Source organism: Algoriphagus sp. (genome assembly GCF_024642405.1).
Classification (GTDB): domain Bacteria; phylum Bacteroidota; class Bacteroidia; order Cytophagales; family Cyclobacteriaceae; genus Algoriphagus.
The window spans coordinates 1-16,287 of record NZ_JAHEBC010000019.1 but is presented as its reverse complement, the minus strand read 5'-3'; the positions used below and the strand labels follow the sequence as shown (position 1 = coordinate 16,287).

Below are 16,287 nucleotides of genomic sequence, written 5' to 3'. Positions count from 1 at the left end.
ATTAATTGATATAACCTTTCATTACACCTCGCTCAGAAGATCTGATGAAATTTAAAATCTCATCTCTTTCTTTGGTAGCAGGAAGGTTTATTTCAATTTCCTCTAAAGCTCGGCTATTATTCATACTATTCAGGAATAAGTATCTATAGACCTCTTGAATATGACCTATTGACTCGCTGGAAAAACCTCTTCTTCTCAATCCTAAAGAGTTAACTCCTGCATATGAAAGAGGTTCTCTCGCTGCTTTTGTAAATGGAGGTACATCTTTTCTTACCAAAGATCCCCCTGATACCATTGAATGCATTCCAATTTTCACGAATTGGTGAATAGCACTTGATCCTCCGATTATTGCCCAGTCATCGATGGAGACGTGACCAGCAATTTGTACTGAATTTGCTATAATTACGTGACTTCCCAAAACACAATCATGCGCTACGTGAACATAAGCCATCAATAAACAATCACTTCCTATCACTGTAGTTTGCTTGTCTACAGTTCCTCGGCTTACGGTTACGCATTCACGAATAGTTGTATTATCACCTATCATAACAGTGGAATCTTCTCCTTGGAATTTCAAGTCTTGAGGAATCCCTGCAATTACTGAACCTGGGAATATTTTACAATTCTTTCCGATTCTTGCACCTGGAAATATGGTCACGTTTGGACCGATCCATGAATTATCTCCAATGATCACATTCTCATGGATCATTGTAAAAGGATCCACATGGACATTTTTCCCCAATATTGCTTTTGGGTCTACATGGGCCATTGGGCTGATCATGATTCTTTACGGGTTATGCTGGCTGTCATAACTGCTTCACAGACTAATGTATTTCCCACATAAGCCTCACCACGCATTTTAGCTATGCCTCTTCTTATAGGTGCCAATAGTTCACATTTAAAAATAAGAGTATCCCCAGGTAGTACCATTTTTCTAAATTTACAGTTTTCAATCCCCAGGAAGTAAGTCCAGTAATTCTCTGGATCTTCTACTGTACTTAATACCAAAATACCTCCGGTTTGAGCCATAGCTTCTACCTGCATGACCCCCGGCATAACGGGATTTCCAGGGAAATGTCCCATAAAAAACGGTTCATTGATCGTCACGTTTTTTACACCGGCAACCACAGTTTCATCTAAGTAAATAATTTTATCTAAAAGCTGAAATGGATATCTGTGAGGTAATATATTACTTATCTGGTTGATGTCCATTACTGGTGGCAGTTTCGGATCATAATGAGGAATATGACTCGAGCCAGCCTTCTCCATAGCTCGTTTTAATTTTTTAGCAAACGCCACATTAGCCGCATGGCCAGGTCTTGCAGCTAAAATCTGAGCTTTTAAAGGTCTCCCAACTAATGCCAAATCTCCAACTACATCAAGTAATTTATGTCTAGCAGGTTCATTTCGATAACGAAGATCCACGTTGTTTAAAATGCCTTCTTTCTTTACTTCTACCTTTTGCTTGTTGAACATTTTCGCGAGGCTGACCAACTCTTTATCCTCAACAACCCGATCCACAACTACAATTGCATTATTTAAATCTCCGCCTTTAATCAGGTTCGAGTTGTAAAGCATTTCCAATTCGTGAAGAAAACAAAATGTTCTACATGAAGCTATTTCAGGAATGAATTGGCTGATATCTGTAATTGATGCATGCTGACTACCCAAAACCGGAGAATTATAATCAACCATTACGGTAACCCTATAATTATCCGTTGGTAATGCCACCATTTCTACTTCGCGGGAAGAATCTTTGTATTGGATACTTTCTTCCACTTCAAAAAATCTTCTTAAGGCATTTTGTTCTTCAAGACCTGCATCTTGTAATACATCAATGAATTGTATCGACGAACCATCCATAATCGGAGGTTCTGGTCCATCAAGCTGAATCAATACGTTATCTAGCTCCATCCCGACAAGGGCTGCTAAAACATGTTCGACAGTGTATACTCGGGCTCCGTTTTGTTCTAATGTAGTTCCTCTAGAAACATCCACTACTAGATCGCAGTCCGCATCAACGGTGGGTCTCCCTTCAAGATCAACACGTTGGAATTTAATTCCGTGGTTAGGAGGTGCAGGTAAGAATGTCATATTGGAGATTACTCCGGTATGAAGACCGACTCCAGATAGCTCTACCTGCTTTTTGATGGTATGTTGTTTTACCTTCATCTGATATTTTAAACTTTCAGGATGATTAAGGGTGCAAATTTACGGCTTTTTTTCCAGTTCTCTTAACCGGTTTTCCAGGTCGTCTAAGTTTTTGAAAATAGAATATGATTTTAAGAAGTTTTTCATATCTATCCCAATATACCCGAATACTGTTTGCCCCGTATTTTTTATTGACTTTATTATACCAGTTTTTGCTCCTAAAGTGGTATTGTCTGCAATTTTTAAATGCCCGGCTATTCCTACTTGACCTGCAATAACACAATTTTTCCCTATTTCAGTTGACCCTGAAATACCAGTTTGGGAAGCAATTACAGTGTTTTCACCAATTATAACATTGTGTGCGATCTGCACCAGATTATCGATTTTTACCCCTTTTTTGATAACTGTAGAGCCCATTGTTGCACAGTCGATCGTAGTATTAGATCCAATACTTACACAATCTTCGATAATCACATTTCCTATCTGTGGGATGGCTTTGTAAGTTCCGTCTGGTTGCGGAGCAAATCCGAAACCATCCGCTCCAATGACAACCCCAGGATGAATTTCACAATTGGAACCTATTACTGTATCTGAGCAAATTTTGGCCCCAGAATGAACAATAGTGTTGTCACCGATTTTTACTCGATCACCTATATAAACTTGTGGATGGATTTTCACTGAATTCCCAATGCTACAATGTTTTCCTATATGTGAATAGATTCCTCTAAACCCTCCTTCTCCAAAACTGCTTGATTCATCCATAAAACAGGGTTCTTGGATACCAAGGTGACTGGCTTTTGAAAACTGATTGTAAGCTTCTAATAGGGTTGTAAATCCAATGTAAGCATCTTTTACACGGATCAATGTGGTTTTTAGGCTTTTTGTTGGAGTGAAATTTTCTGAAACGATAACCGCAGTAGCATCTGTTTCATAAATGAACGAATGGTATTTTTCATTAGAAAGAAAGCTGATTCAACCTTCTTTTCCTTCTTGAATTTTATCAAGTCTGTAGACTTTTTTTGTTTCATCTCCTTCCACTTTTCCCTGAAGGATTGCGGCAACTTGGCCTAAAGTAAATTCCATATGTTGGTTGGACGTATTAGAAATTTAAATTTAAACTTTTGGCTTTACATATATAATGTTTCTCCACTATTTTGCTCATTACCTTTATATTCGGTAAATCTGCAGCTTGTGCAACATCAATTACTTTCCCTTTTTTTGTAAGTATATTAATCCTGTCTTTTGCCAAATAACCATAATTACTAACTGCCCCGTAAGAGAAAAAGTAGGTTATATCCTCTTCTGGAATCCCAAGTTTTTGGATGGTTTTTGTTTTTATTTCATCGATCTCTTGAGGACTAGACTGCTCATTAGATAAGGTAATTTTGAAAAGGTTCCTTGTCAAAAACATGTTTGAAATATTTCTCAAAACGTAATCGGGATGCTTCTTCCAAAGTTTTATTGCTCCCCAGATATCCAGGTCATCCATTTCCAAAAATAGCCTAAGTATTTCCGGATTTTGTTGGAAGTCCTGAATGGTATTTTCATGCTGTAAAAAGAAATCAAATTCATCCGTAATTGTAAACTTTGTACCCGATTTACGAAGCATTTTGGCACGCTCAATTAATTTAATCAGCATTTTCTCAGCGCTGACAGTTGTTTTATGAAGGTACACTTGCCAATACATCAGCCTTCTTGCACTAAGGAAGTTTTCAATAGAATAAATCCCCTTTTCCTCAATAACCACTTGGTCATTTTTGACATCCATCATTTTGATTATTCTATCTGCTCCTATTGTGCCTTCAGAAACACCCGTAAAGAAGCAGTCTCTTTGCAAATAGTCCAGTCTATCAATATCCAATTGACTAGAAACAAGCTGATGAAAAAACTTTCTCTCGTAAGTATTCTTAAATATTCTTAAAACTAAATCAAGTTTTCCGTCAAGTTCTTGATTAAAAAGCTCTATGGTTAAAAGGGATAAATCCTCATGAGGGACACTTTTGAGAAGACTATATTCTAAAGCATGAGAAAAAGGGCCATGTCCAATATCATGCAATAAAATAGCAATAAGTGCGGCTTCGTATTCTTTATTGGAGATTTCTGTTCCTTTTATGCGTAGATTATCCAGCGTAATACTCATCAAATGCATCGCACCTATTGCATGATGGAAGCGAGTGTGAAGAGCACCAGGGTAGACGAAGTCAGTCAAACCTAGCTGTTTTATTCTCCGTAACCTCTGGAAATAAGGATGATCAATGATGGTGAAAATCAACTCGCTTGGGATCGTGATAAATCCATAGACCGGGTCGTTTAATATCTTTTGGCTTTTCAATAGGGCCGAATTTGATTGACTCAAAAGTAATTATAATTTTAAAAGAAACGGAACCTGAAATGTCTCAAAAATTCAATATTCTATGGGCAGATGATGAAATAGACCTGCTGAAGCCTCATATTCTTTTCCTGGAACAGAAAGGATATCAAATTACTACTGTAAACTCTGGCGTCGATGCCATCGATGAAGTGGAAGCTCAAAATTTTGATGTGATATTTTTAGATGAAATGATGCCGGGAATGACAGGCTTGGAAACGTTACAACAAATCAAGATTATAAAACCTCAAATACCGGTCGTGATGATCACTAAATCGGAGGAGGAACATATCATGAATGATGCAATCGGAGGAAAAATTGCCGATTACCTGATAAAGCCTCTAAATCCTAATCAGATTTTATTATCTGTAAAAAAGCTGTTACAAAACAAGCAGCTGATTGATGAGAAAACCACGTTAAATTATCAGCAGGAATTTATGAAAATCAGTATGGCTTTTGGAGATGCTGAGGATCACCAAGACTGGGCAGATATTTACAAAAAGCTAATTTATTGGGAAATGCAGATTGATTCTACTGAAAACAAAAGCATGTTAGAAGTTCTGGAAACCCAAAAAACAGAAGCAAATGCATCTTTCGCTAGGTTTATAAAAGAAAATTATCTGGATTGGATGGAAGAGCAAAACAAAGAAAAACCATTACTTTCTCATCAGGTCTTGAAACAGAAAGTTTTTCCTAAAATACAAACTGGGAAACCTTTGTTTTTAATTGTTATTGATAATTTAAGATATGATCAATGGGAAGATATAGAGCCGATTTTATCTACCTATTTTAATGTAGAGCAGAAGGATACTTATTATAGTATTTTACCAACAACCACCGCTTTTGCAAGAAATGCATTGTTCAGTGGGATGATGCCTATGGACATGGCAAGATTCTATCCAAAGTTATGGGAAGACGAGGATTCTGATGAAGGTAAAAATAACTTCGAAGAGGATTGGTTGAAAATAAACCTCGATAAAAATAGACTTCCGATTAAATCATCTTACCAAAAGATTTTACAGACAAATCAAGGTAAAGCTGCAGTAGAACATTTCCACGAACTACTGCAAAATGATTTGAATGTTTTGGTTTATAATTTTGTGGATATGATGTCCCATGCCAGGACTGATATGAAAATGATTCGTGAGTTAGCTCCAGATGAATCTGCATACAGGTCAATCACAAAAAGTTGGTTTGAACATTCATCATTATTTGATTTGTTTAAAAAAATCTACCAAGCTGGAGCTGATGTGATTGTGACAACAGACCATGGAACAAAACGGGTGAATCGACCCTATCGAATTATCGGAGACAAAAATGTTACTACCAACCTGAGGTACAAGCAAGGCAAAAACCTTAATTTTGAAGGAGGAAAAGTATTTGAAATAAAAAGACCAGAGGACGCCAAACTACCAAGACTAAATGTCTCATCTAGCTATGTGTTTGCCGTTGAAGATTATTTCTTTGCCTATCCCAATAATTACAATTATTATGTAAACTTCTATAAAGATACTTTTCAACATGGAGGTGTATCTTTGGAAGAAATGATTATTCCAATTGTCCATTTATCACCAAAATAGGAACAGCATTGATTGAATTTTCATATGGGAAAGAGGCTATTTCCGAGGCCGCCAGAAAGGTAGTTGAGGTAGCAAGTTCTGAAAGAATTTGGGTTTTTAAAGGAGAGATGGGGGCAGGCAAAACCACATTGATTAAAGCCTTGGCAAGTATTTTTGAAATCCAGGATCAAATTAGTAGCCCCACTTTTGGGATAGTCAATGAATATGAAAATAAATCCGATGAAAAATTTTATCATTTCGACTTTTATAGGCTCGATGATCCTACAGAAGCTTTGGATATTGGGATAGAAGAGTATTTTTATAGTAAAAATTATTGCTGGCTGGAATGGGCCGAAAAAATAGCTGAATTTCTTCCAGATCAATATTTTCTTATTAAAATAGAAATTCTTTCTGAAACAGAAAGAAATCTCACGCTTCAACATATCAATGATGTCAGCTGAATTAAGTGAATTATCCGCGGTAGGTTTGATACCTAAAGAATCTCCATCCAAAGTGAGAAAGGATTCAAAATCCATTACTATTGGAGTGCCAAAAGAAATATCATCCCAAGAAAAAAGGGTGGTTTTGACTCCTGAAGCAGTAGGTATTTTATCAAACTATGGACTTTCCGTGGTTCTGGAGACCGGAGCTGGATTGCATGCAAAATTCTCAGACCAGGATTATTCAGATGCAGGGGCGAAAGTTGTCTATTCGAGAAAGGAAGCTTTGGCTTCAGATATTGTTTTAAAGATCGATTCGCCTTCTATAGAGGAGGTGGCTGAAATGACCCAAGGAAGTTGCCTAATATCAGCACTTCAACTTGGTAGGCAAAACAAAGAATTTATTGAGGCACTTAATGCCAAAAAAATAACTGCTGTCGCATTTGAGTATTTAGAAGACAAAGTTGGGGGCATGCCTGTTGTTAGGGCAATGTCTGAAATAGCTGGAAGTACTTGTATGCAAATAGCTGCCGAATATTTATCAAGTGTAAATGATGGCAAGGGATTGATTATGGGAGGAGTTACCGGTGTTCCACCTACACAAGTTGTTATTATTGGGGCGGGGACTGTGGCGGAATATGCAGCAAGAACAGCATTGGGACTCGGTGCCAATATAAAAGTTTTTGACAACCATATTTATAAATTAAGAAGGATCAAGCAATTATTAGGGCAACAAGTCTATACTTCAACTATTGATAATTTCAGTCTTAGTCAGGCAATGGCTGAAGCTGATGTGGTAATTGGAGCTTTAAGAGCAGAGAAAGGAAGGAATAAAATTGTAGTAAGCGAGGAGATGGTTGCTAACATGATGCATGGTAGCATTGTCATTGATGTGGGAATCGATCAGGGAGGTTGTATAGAAACTTCCAGAGTTACCAGTCATGATGAACCGGTCTATAGAATTCATGATATTATTCATTATTGTGTTCCGAATATTGCTTCTAGAGTTGCAAGAACTGCATCATACTCTTTAAGTAACATTTTTACACCTATAATTCTTCAGACAGCAGATTTAGGTGGTGCTGAAGAAATGATTTTCAATTATAAATGGTTTTTGCGAGGGGTTTATACCTACCGAGGCAGTTTAACCAATGCGTATTTGGGTAGGAAATTTGGACTTTCTCACAAAGAACTTCAGCTTTTATTGGCTGCAAGATATTGATTTAGGAAAGTAGATTTTGACGGAGTAAAAATTCTAACTGTTCATTTGCTTTTAGCAGAGCTTCAGTTAATTTTTCATTTTCTCTTCTCAACATATATATCTCGAAGGCATTTTTTATTACCGTCCTTAGATAATCTTCCTCCCAAGGTTTTGTCAAATAATGATATACTTGACCTTTATTAATCGCGTCAATAACTGCTTGTATATCAGTGTATCCTGTCAAAAGAAGACGGATTGGCTTAGGGTAAATAGGAATTATACTTTCTAAAAATTCTACGCCTGTTTCTTGAGGCATTCTTTGGTCGGTTATGATTAAATCAACCTGTTCAGTTTTTAATAACTCTCTCGCTTCACTTGCGGATATGGCAAGAAAAATTTTGTAATCCCTCCGGAATGTAGCCTTGAATGCCTGAAGATTATTTTCTTCATCATCCACATACAGAATTTTTATTTTTTCGTCCCTTTCGGTTTCCATGCTGTAACCAATCTTTCGATAGCTTTTTTCCTATCTACAAATAATCTTATTTCCAGTTAAAAAACAAACCAAATTTGCGCCATAATTAACTAAATAGAGATGTCTGTAAATTAATTACTAAGTTTTTAACCCAATATGCTACCGAATGTATTTGACATAAACCTTAATAAATTATCTTTACTGAGCCAATCACCCTCAGATTCAACAAATGTCATTTAAATTTTCTACTGATCAAAATGTTCAGTATATACCACAAATACTTAATCCTAATAAAAATTCCGATTATTTAAGAATCAAAGAATTATTAGTAGATGATTTTGTTTTGGTTTCTGATCCAATTGAAAGTCAAGTAGCTGATTTAATAAAATCAGAAAACCCGTCCAGGACTATACCTAATCAAGAATTGATGTCACTTGTTCAGGATTTTTTCGAAAAAACAGATAAGGATAAGTACGGTAATTGGGTTTTTTTTCCTTGGAAAAATACACTGGTTCATATTCTTTCTGAGGAAGAATTTATAAAAATTCGGACTCTTAGAAATAATTTTAAAATAACTCCAGCTGAGCAGAAAACATTAGGAAAAAAGATAGTCGGTGTAGTAGGTCTTTCTGTGGGACAAAGTATTGCTTTGGCTATGACTTTAGAAAGAGGATATGGTGAAATCAGATTGGCAGATTTTGATACACTTGAACTTAGTAACCTTAATAGATTAAAAGCGGGTGTGACAAGTTTAGGTTTAGAAAAAGTAATTCTTGCTGCAAGAGAGATTGCAGAAATTGATCCCTACTTGAATGTAAAAGTGTATCGTGAAGGAATCACAGCAGAAAATGTAGATGAATTCATCCTGGAAGGAGGGAAAATGGATTTGTTGATCGATGAGTGTGATAGCTTGGATATAAAAGTCTTGCTCCGTGAAAAAGCTAAAGAGCATAAACTGGCAGTAATGATGGATACCTCTGATAAAGGCATGTTAGATGTGGAGCGTTTTGATCTGGAACCTGAAAGGGAGCTTTTTCATGGATTGCTTCAAGGTGTTGAGACAGATTCTCTAAAAAATTTATCAAGTACTGAAAAAGTGTCTATTGTTTTGAAAATTACAGGTTTGGAGACACTTTCCCCAAGAATGAAAGTTTCATTATTGGAGATTGGGCAGACCATTACGAGTTGGCCTCAATTGGCATCTGGGGTATTTTTGGGTGGTGCGTCAGTTGCTCATGCAGCTCGAAAATTCCTTCTTGGAGACGATATTAAATCAGGAAGATACTATGTTGATTTTGATAATTTATTTAAGCTAAGTGATTCTGAGGAGATCAATATTGACTCTCCTGTTATACCAAGCCTCTCAGAATTTCAATTTATTCTTCCCTCAAATGTTCTTCAGTCAGCTTATCAAATTTCACGGTCCGAACTTGAAATATTAGTTGACAAAGCTAATTGGGCTCCTTCTGGGGGGAATATTCAACCATGGATTTGGGTTTTTGACAAGAAAGGTGTCCTGCATTTATTTCATGATAAAATCAGGAGTCATTCCATGCTGGATTACAAAGGAACTGGCTCTTTAATAGCATTTGGTGCGGCTCTCGAAAATCTGAGACTTCATTCTGGAAAAATGGGGATTGAAATAGAAATAATCTACCAGATTAAAGAGTTTGATTCGGATTGTATCGCTAGTATTAGATTTTTAACTAAACAACCAAAGCCTTTAAAAATCAAATTCTCAGAATTAGCAGATGGCATAGATTTAAGGTGTACTAATAGAAAAAACAAGAAAAGGTATTTACTAAGTCAAGATGAAATTAATTTGCTTCTAGAAGTCTCTCATGAAAATAATGTGTCTTTAGAATGGACTGAAAAGGAAGATGACTTAGAGGAGTTGGCTAAAATTGTTGGTGGGATGGATAGACTTAGATTTTTTCATGATCAGGGATTAGTTGATTTCGTAAATGAAGTGAGGTGGACTGAAAAAGAAGCAATAGATAAAAAAGACGGGATTGACATTGCCACATTAGAGCTTTCCGGGACAGAGAAGGCGGCTATGGGATTATTGAGAGACCCAAGAACCATCAAATTTTTTAGAAAATATTTAATGGGTTATGGTTTGACAAAAATTTCAAAAGATACTATTACTTCAGCCTCAGGAATATTTTTATTGAAAACTAATGATTATTCGCCAATTTCAATTCTAAACGCGGGTATAGTATTACAGAGACTTTGGATTAAAGCAAATATGTTAGGATTGAGTGTGCAACCTGTCTCTGCTATGTTATTTATTTTCCATAGAATTTTAAATGAAAGGGAAACAGGGTTTACTGAAATAGAGGAAAATGAGATTCTAAATCTTAAAAATTCATTCACTAATATTTTCAATAAGGGAAATGAACAAAAAGAAATTTTTATGTTTAGAATCAATAAAGCAGGTGATCCTACTGTAAAGTCTTACAGAAGAGATCTTTCAGACACTTTGATCATTATCTGAGATGTTCAATTTTAAAGCATTTAGAGCGATAGATGAACCAGAACGATGTCAAAAATTTGTTCAAGGGCACTCTGATGTATTGCGACAATATGGAGTTACTAAGGTTACATCTTCAAATAATGATTGGATGAAGAATCCCTTTGTTTATGTGGTAACTGTTGAAAAAGACGATACTCAGGAAGTTGTCAGTGGCCTTAGGATTCATATCGCTCATCCTGATTTCCCCCTTCCAATGGAGCAAGCCGTTTCTCAAGTTGATCATAAGATTTTTGATCTTGTGAAGGAATATTCTTCCTTAGGAACAGGAGAAGTTTCAGGGCTTTGGAATTCAAAATCTATTTCTGGTTATGGAATTGGAGCTGTATTGCTAATCAGAGCTGGGATAGCTATTGCCACGCAGTTAAAATTGGGTTCCTTACTAGCCCTAGTGGCAGAATATACGTTGAAGCCTTCTTTACAAAAAGGGTTTGAAATAGAAACGGGAATAGGGAATTCAGGAACTTTCTTTTATCCCAAATTGGACCTTGTCGCGACCTCAATCGTAATGAAAGATCCTGAGAATTTACCATTAGCTGATTCTTCTGAAAGAGCGAAAATTATTGAATTAAGAAATAACGTTCAATTCCAAAAAACTGAAGTAGGGGCGAAAGGTGAGTTTGAAGTAAACTATGATTTGTTAGTGAAGAATAATAATTGGAGAAATGATATTTAGGGCTTTTGTTTTTAGCTTTTTCTTTTTGACGGCATTTGCCGGGGCATATGCTGAAGAAGACCAAATCGTTAAAGTAGAGTGTTTTACTTATTTAATGATCGATAATGATATTGATGTCAATGAAATCTTGACTTCTGATTCATTTAAATCAAATAATTGTAATTCATTCAATTTTGGGATCAGTAATAGTTCATTATGGATAAAAGCTGAATTATCAAATTTGGATCAATTCGAAGAACCGATATTCTCTTTGAATTCTACATCAATCGATAATGTGAAATTATATTCCGTCAAAGATGGAAAAATTATAAAAGAGCATTTAAATGGTCGATTGATTGGTGTTGAGGATAGGGAATTCGTTTCTCAAAAAATAGTTTTTGATTTTTCAGAAGAGGAAATAAACGCCGATTTCTACTTATTCAAGATTGAAAACGTTGATAAAAAAATATTTACAGGTTTTATTTCTTCAAAGGAAAGCTTAGAGGAAATACTGACTTTTGAAGACTTACTTTTTGGTCTTTTGACAGGTGTTTTTGTGGGGTTATTTTTTTACAACCTATTCTTGTATTTCTCAGTAAAAGATAAAGTTTACTTTATCTATGTGCTTCATACTTTGTTAGTTTGGTTTGCTCAGGCATCCATTCTAGGATACACTCAAGGGATTCTTTGGCCTGATTGGGACTGGATGAACCAGCGATCAATCGTTATTTTTTCATCAGCGGTTAGTATAGTTGGGATTTGGTTTCTTCGAATTTTCCTGATGTCCAAAAAGATAGTTCCAAAATTGGATAAAGGGTTTTTCGTAATCTATGGGGTTTATGCATTTATTCTGGCAAATGCTGTTTTAATTTCTATTACATTAAGTTACCAGGTTTTACTGGTCACTCAATCTATCGTTGTTCTCTTTGTATTATTTACTGCGGTAATGATTTTGAGAAAAGGGTATAGACCTGCCCGATATTATTTGCTTGCTTGGTCGATTTTTATGATTGGAATTTTCTTATTTGTTTTCAGTGAGATGGGAATTATTGCAATCAATAATTTAACAGCCTACATTATGCCGATTGGGTCAGCTTTGGAAGTAGTTCTACTTTCATTTGCATTGGCTGATCGAATCAATATTCTGAAGAAGGAAAAAGAACGTGAACAGGCAGAAAGATTGCAGATTTCGAAGGAGAATGAAATCTTGGTTCGTGAACAAAATACACTTTTGGAAAAGAAGGTGAAGCTTAGAACAGATGAGTTAGAGAATGCATTAAGAAACCTTCAAAACACCCAAAGTCAATTGGTAAACCAGGAGAAGATGGCGTCTTTAGGTCAATTGACAGCAGGTATTGCACATGAAATTAATAATCCGATCAACTTTGTAAGTTCCAATATTACTCCTCTGAAACGAGATATTAAAGATATCATGGATGTGATTGAGTTTTATAGGGAAACAGGGAAAAAGGAGTTTTCTGAAGCCTCTATCAAGAAAGCAAAAAGCCTGGAAGAAGATCTTGAACTTGATTATGTTCTTGATGAGATCGACCAGCTTTTAAAAGGAATGGAAGATGGTGCCAGAAGGACTGTTGAAATTGTGAAAGGACTAAGAATCTTCTCAAGAGTAGATGAGCAAGATCTCAAAAAAGTGGACCTCCATGACGGGATCAATAGTACTATAATTCTCCTAAATAGTACCATGCCTGGAAAAATAAGGATCGTTCGGGAATTTGGAGAATTACCTATGGTAGAATGTCTGGCTGGGAAAATAAACCAAGTCTTCATGAATATTATTAACAATGCAGTACATGCACTTTCAGATAGTATAGACGAAATAATAGACCCCCATATAACTATCAGAACTCAGGCGCATTTAGACGAAACTGTAACTGTAGAGATTGAAGATAATGGTCCTGGAATGCCGGAAAGCGTAAAACAACGTATATTCGAACCATTCTTTACGACAAAGGCAGTAGGGAAAGGGACCGGCTTGGGTCTCTCTATTGTTTATTCTATAATTGAAAATCACAAAGGAAGCCTGGAAGTTAATACCCAGCAAGGACAGGGTACAACTTTTAAAATAACTCTTCCTGTTTATCAAAGTACCCAGAAATATGAGTTATAAAATCCATGTACTTTATATAGATGATGAGGATAATAACCTTAAATCATTTAGAGCTACTTTAAGAAAAGACTTTAAAATTTTTACAGCAATTGATGCTGAAGAGGGACTTCGGATTGCCCAAGAAGAAGAAATTCATGTGGTCATTGCGGATCAAAGAATGCCTGGAATGACAGGTACTGAATTCTTTGAGAAAATGGTCAAAATAAATCCGGATCCTATTCGGATCTTACTTACAGGTTATTCGGATATTTCCAGTGTAATTGATGCAATAAATAAAGGGGAAGTTTATCGATTTATTGATAAACCATGGAACATAGAGCAGATCAAGAATTCGATAAAAAACGCTGCCGATATTTATTTCATGAGAATGGAACTGAAAGAAAAAAACGTCAAATTGAAAAAGCTTCATTCTGAAATGAATCAATTTGTTTACAGTCTTTCTCACGAACTCAGGGGGCCATTGATGAGTATCTCCGGTATTTCTAAGTTGGCAAAGCTTGAAATCGAAGATCCGCAAACAAGGGAGTACTTTGATATGATTGATTCCGCGACCGTCAAACTGGATGATTATATCTACAAAATGTTGGATTTTTATAGATCCACAAAAATAGACCATAAGGTAACCAAACTGGATTTTAAGGAAATTGTAAAACAACAAATGGAAGCATATCATGCCAAGTTTGATCTGTCAAATTTCCATTTGGATATTCAAGTAAATCAAGAAAAGGATTTCCATTCTGACGATGCAAAGATTAGAGTGATCTTGAATAACCTTTTTAGTAACTCTGTTCAATTTCAAAAACCTGAACCAGGTCCAAGAAATATAAGCTTGACTGTAGATGTGTTGGAAGAAAGTGTTGTAATATCTGTGGAGGATAATGGTATCGGGATTGACGCTAAGCATCACCCAGAAGTATTTAACCTATTTACGCGTGCAACTCAAAAAAATGTTGGGGTTGGTCTCGGGCTTTACATGGTGAAAGAAGCAGTAGAACAAATGGGGGGATCTATTAATTTAGAATCTGCCCTTGATGAGGGAACAAAGATCACGGTTACTCTTCCTGATATGAAATAAAATTGAAAAACTTTCAATTCGAAGGTATAATGTATCTTTGTATCGGATTAGAACGGAGATTCATTTTTTATTAACAAATACAAATAATATGATTAATCCTTGGCACGACGTCAATATCGGAAAAAATGCCCCTGAAACTGTAATGGGGGTAATTGAAATCCCAAAAGGAAGTAAAGGGAAGTATGAACTTCATAAAAAATCGGGTATGCTGATGCTGGATCGAGTGCTGTTTTCAGCGGTTCACTATCCTGCGAATTATGGATTTATTCCACAGACTTATTGCGAGGATCACGATCCGCTTGACATTCTTATTATTTCTCAGATTGATATTCCTTCGATGTGTTTAGTGGAAGCAAAAGTAATCGGCGTAATGCGGATGACTGATGGAGGTGAAGCAGATGACAAGATTATTGCTGTCGCGGCAGGAGATCAATCCGTTAATTATATCGAAGATATTGACGATCTACCACCTCATTTGATGAAAGAGGTTCACCGTTTTTTTGAAGACTATAAGAAACTTGAAAATAAGGAAGTGAAAGTAGAAGATTTTCTTGGCAAGGAAGATGCATTAAGGATTATCCAAGAGAGTATTTCTCTATATGATAAGCATTTTAGAAACCAAAGGTAAATTCAAGGCCTGAGTATTTTCTCAGGCTTTTTTGTTTTTCACTTGTTGCTTACCCGCTTTCTTTAAGAGATACTTCACTAGTTGCGTGTAAGACTCGTGCTCATGATTAGAAATAGAAATGGACTGCTTATCTGAAAAAGCTACCGTGAGTTGTTTGAATTCTTTTTTATTGGCAATAATTGTCTCTTCCTCCCAGGCTAAAATCTGGTTAATCGGATAGATTTTTTCATATTGTCTTATTGGCATTTTTACCACAATTTGATCTTTTCCTGCAGCGATAAATCTATACCCAGCCAGGAGTTTTATGAGTATCATCAATATTACCAGCGTGAGCAAAGGTGCCGCTATTAAATAAAACCAAATCCCAAAACTACCGATGTAAGCAAAATCTCTAAGGATGAATACTAATCCCGCTAATAATATTAGGACAAGGATACCGAGAGAAAAATAGGTGGATAATTTTGGTTTAATCAGAATCATAAGTGAGTTGTATTTCTTCCAGTTTTTGCTTTGCAAAAGTCCTTAAATCTTCGAAAAAAGCGAAGAAAATGATTTCAAATTCTGCCTCCCGCTCCAATAGTGCCAAATGAGCCACTTCCATTTTGGAATTAAACTTTGTCCTTTTTGAAAGACCTGTCAAGGACATTTGAATTCCCCTGATCGTTGAGTAATGATAAAGCCAATTATCTTTTTTCATCCAATAGAACAAATTACCAAAGCGATCTGGAAAGTATGCCTCATACTTTGAAACTTGTTCATAAACAGAATCAACGAAGGATTCCAAAGGTTGATTTGAGTATTTATTCCAATTTTTCCCTAAGAAATAATCAAAATAGATATCAGTAATAACCGTAGAATAATGCCCGAACTTAGGTCTTAGATAAGTTTGGCCTGCTCTTACCAAAGGGTGCGAGTCTGTGAATTTATCAATAGCCCGATGCAATTTTATTCCTTGCTGGATTCCTTCGGGAAACCTGTCCATCATTTTACCTTTCACAAAATCCCCAATGAAATTACCCACTAGGATTTCTTCTTGATGGAAGGAAAGATATGCATGAGCTAAATAGTTCATCG

The 16,287-nt window shown here is 36.0% G+C and carries 14 protein-coding genes and 1 pseudogene; 8 read left to right on the top strand and 7 right to left on the bottom strand.

Annotated elements, in window-relative coordinates:
• Position 1 precedes the first annotated feature (1 nt).
• The 4 genes and pseudogenes from lpxA to Q0L68_RS02905 all read right to left on the bottom strand — a co-directional run bounded on the left by lpxA (position 2) and on the right by Q0L68_RS02905 (position 4,483).
• A complete protein-coding gene (gene lpxA, locus Q0L68_RS02920; RefSeq protein ID WP_296699114.1) occupies positions 2-781 on the bottom strand; it encodes an acyl-ACP--UDP-N-acetylglucosamine O-acyltransferase in 780 nt (259 codons plus the stop codon).
• Positions 778-2,172, bottom strand: coding sequence for a bifunctional UDP-3-O-[3-hydroxymyristoyl] N-acetylglucosamine deacetylase/3-hydroxyacyl-ACP dehydratase (locus Q0L68_RS02915; RefSeq protein WP_296699111.1), 1,395 nt, complete (start codon positions 2,170-2,172; stop codon positions 778-780). Before Q0L68_RS02915 ends, lpxA begins: the two co-directional genes overlap by 4 nt.
• Before the next feature lie 39 nt (positions 2,173-2,211).
• A pseudogene (lpxD, locus tag Q0L68_RS02910) lies at positions 2,212-3,234 on the bottom strand (UDP-3-O-(3-hydroxymyristoyl)glucosamine N-acyltransferase).
• Positions 3,235-3,250: 16 nt separating this feature from the next.
• Positions 3,251-4,483 carry an HD domain-containing protein gene (locus Q0L68_RS02905; protein WP_296699106.1) on the bottom strand — a complete coding sequence of 411 codons (1,233 nt, stop codon included), beginning with the start codon at positions 4,481-4,483 and terminating at the stop codon, positions 3,251-3,253.
• Between the two features lie 59 nt (positions 4,484-4,542).
• Between Q0L68_RS02905 and Q0L68_RS02900 the strand changes: the two genes are divergently transcribed.
• From Q0L68_RS02900 to Q0L68_RS02890, 3 genes are read left to right on the top strand one after another with little or no spacing between them, the layout of a single operon-like run.
• Positions 4,543-6,099, top strand: coding sequence for a bifunctional response regulator/alkaline phosphatase family protein (locus Q0L68_RS02900; protein WP_296699104.1), 1,557 nt, complete (start codon positions 4,543-4,545; stop codon positions 6,097-6,099).
• A gap of 8 nt (positions 6,100-6,107) precedes the next feature.
• Positions 6,108-6,539 (top strand): tRNA (adenosine(37)-N6)-threonylcarbamoyltransferase complex ATPase subunit type 1 TsaE, encoded by a 432-nt coding sequence (tsaE, locus tag Q0L68_RS02895; RefSeq protein WP_296699101.1) that lies wholly within the window; start codon positions 6,108-6,110, stop codon positions 6,537-6,539.
• Complete coding sequence (locus Q0L68_RS02890) at positions 6,529-7,740, top strand: alanine dehydrogenase (RefSeq protein WP_296699099.1); 1,212 nt, start codon at positions 6,529-6,531, stop codon at positions 7,738-7,740. The genes tsaE and Q0L68_RS02890 overlap by 11 nt, the downstream gene beginning before the upstream one ends.
• A 1-nt stretch (position 7,741) precedes the next feature.
• Here Q0L68_RS02890 and Q0L68_RS02885 read toward each other — a convergent pair whose 3' ends face one another.
• The gene (locus tag Q0L68_RS02885) at positions 7,742-8,215 is read right to left on the bottom strand and encodes a response regulator (protein WP_296699095.1); all 474 of its coding nucleotides are present in this window, start codon (positions 8,213-8,215) and stop codon (positions 7,742-7,744) included.
• 208 nt (positions 8,216-8,423) lie between these two features.
• Between Q0L68_RS02885 and Q0L68_RS02880 the strand changes: the two genes are divergently transcribed.
• The 5 genes from Q0L68_RS02880 to Q0L68_RS02860 all read left to right on the top strand — a co-directional run bounded on the left by Q0L68_RS02880 (position 8,424) and on the right by Q0L68_RS02860 (position 15,213).
• Positions 8,424-10,691 (top strand): Rv1355c family protein, encoded by a 2,268-nt coding sequence (locus Q0L68_RS02880; RefSeq protein ID WP_296699091.1) that lies wholly within the window; start codon positions 8,424-8,426, stop codon positions 10,689-10,691.
• A 1-nt stretch (position 10,692) separates the two neighbouring features.
• Positions 10,693-11,403, top strand: a complete 711-nt coding sequence (locus Q0L68_RS02875) for a hypothetical protein (RefSeq protein WP_296699088.1) — start codon at positions 10,693-10,695, stop codon at positions 11,401-11,403.
• Between the two features lie 25 nt (positions 11,404-11,428).
• Positions 11,429-13,510: a 7TM diverse intracellular signaling domain-containing protein gene (locus tag Q0L68_RS02870; protein WP_296699086.1), complete on the top strand. Its 2,082-nt coding sequence runs from the start codon at positions 11,429-11,431 to the stop codon at positions 13,508-13,510.
• Positions 13,500-14,585 carry a hybrid sensor histidine kinase/response regulator gene (locus Q0L68_RS02865; protein ID WP_296699085.1) on the top strand — a complete coding sequence of 362 codons (1,086 nt, stop codon included), beginning with the start codon at positions 13,500-13,502 and terminating at the stop codon, positions 14,583-14,585. The genes Q0L68_RS02870 and Q0L68_RS02865 overlap by 11 nt, the downstream gene beginning before the upstream one ends.
• Positions 14,586-14,673: 88 nt before the next feature.
• Positions 14,674-15,213 (top strand): inorganic diphosphatase, encoded by a 540-nt coding sequence (locus Q0L68_RS02860; protein WP_296699083.1) that lies wholly within the window; start codon positions 14,674-14,676, stop codon positions 15,211-15,213.
• Between the two features lie 21 nt (positions 15,214-15,234).
• On the opposite strand, the gene Q0L68_RS02855 is transcribed toward Q0L68_RS02860, so the two are convergent.
• The gene (locus tag Q0L68_RS02855) at positions 15,235-15,693 is read right to left on the bottom strand and encodes a hypothetical protein (protein WP_296699081.1); all 459 of its coding nucleotides are present in this window, start codon (positions 15,691-15,693) and stop codon (positions 15,235-15,237) included.
• On the bottom strand, positions 15,680-16,287 hold a 608-nt coding region (locus Q0L68_RS02850), incomplete at its 5' end, for an ACP phosphodiesterase (RefSeq protein WP_296699079.1). The genes Q0L68_RS02855 and Q0L68_RS02850, both read right to left, overlap by 14 nt.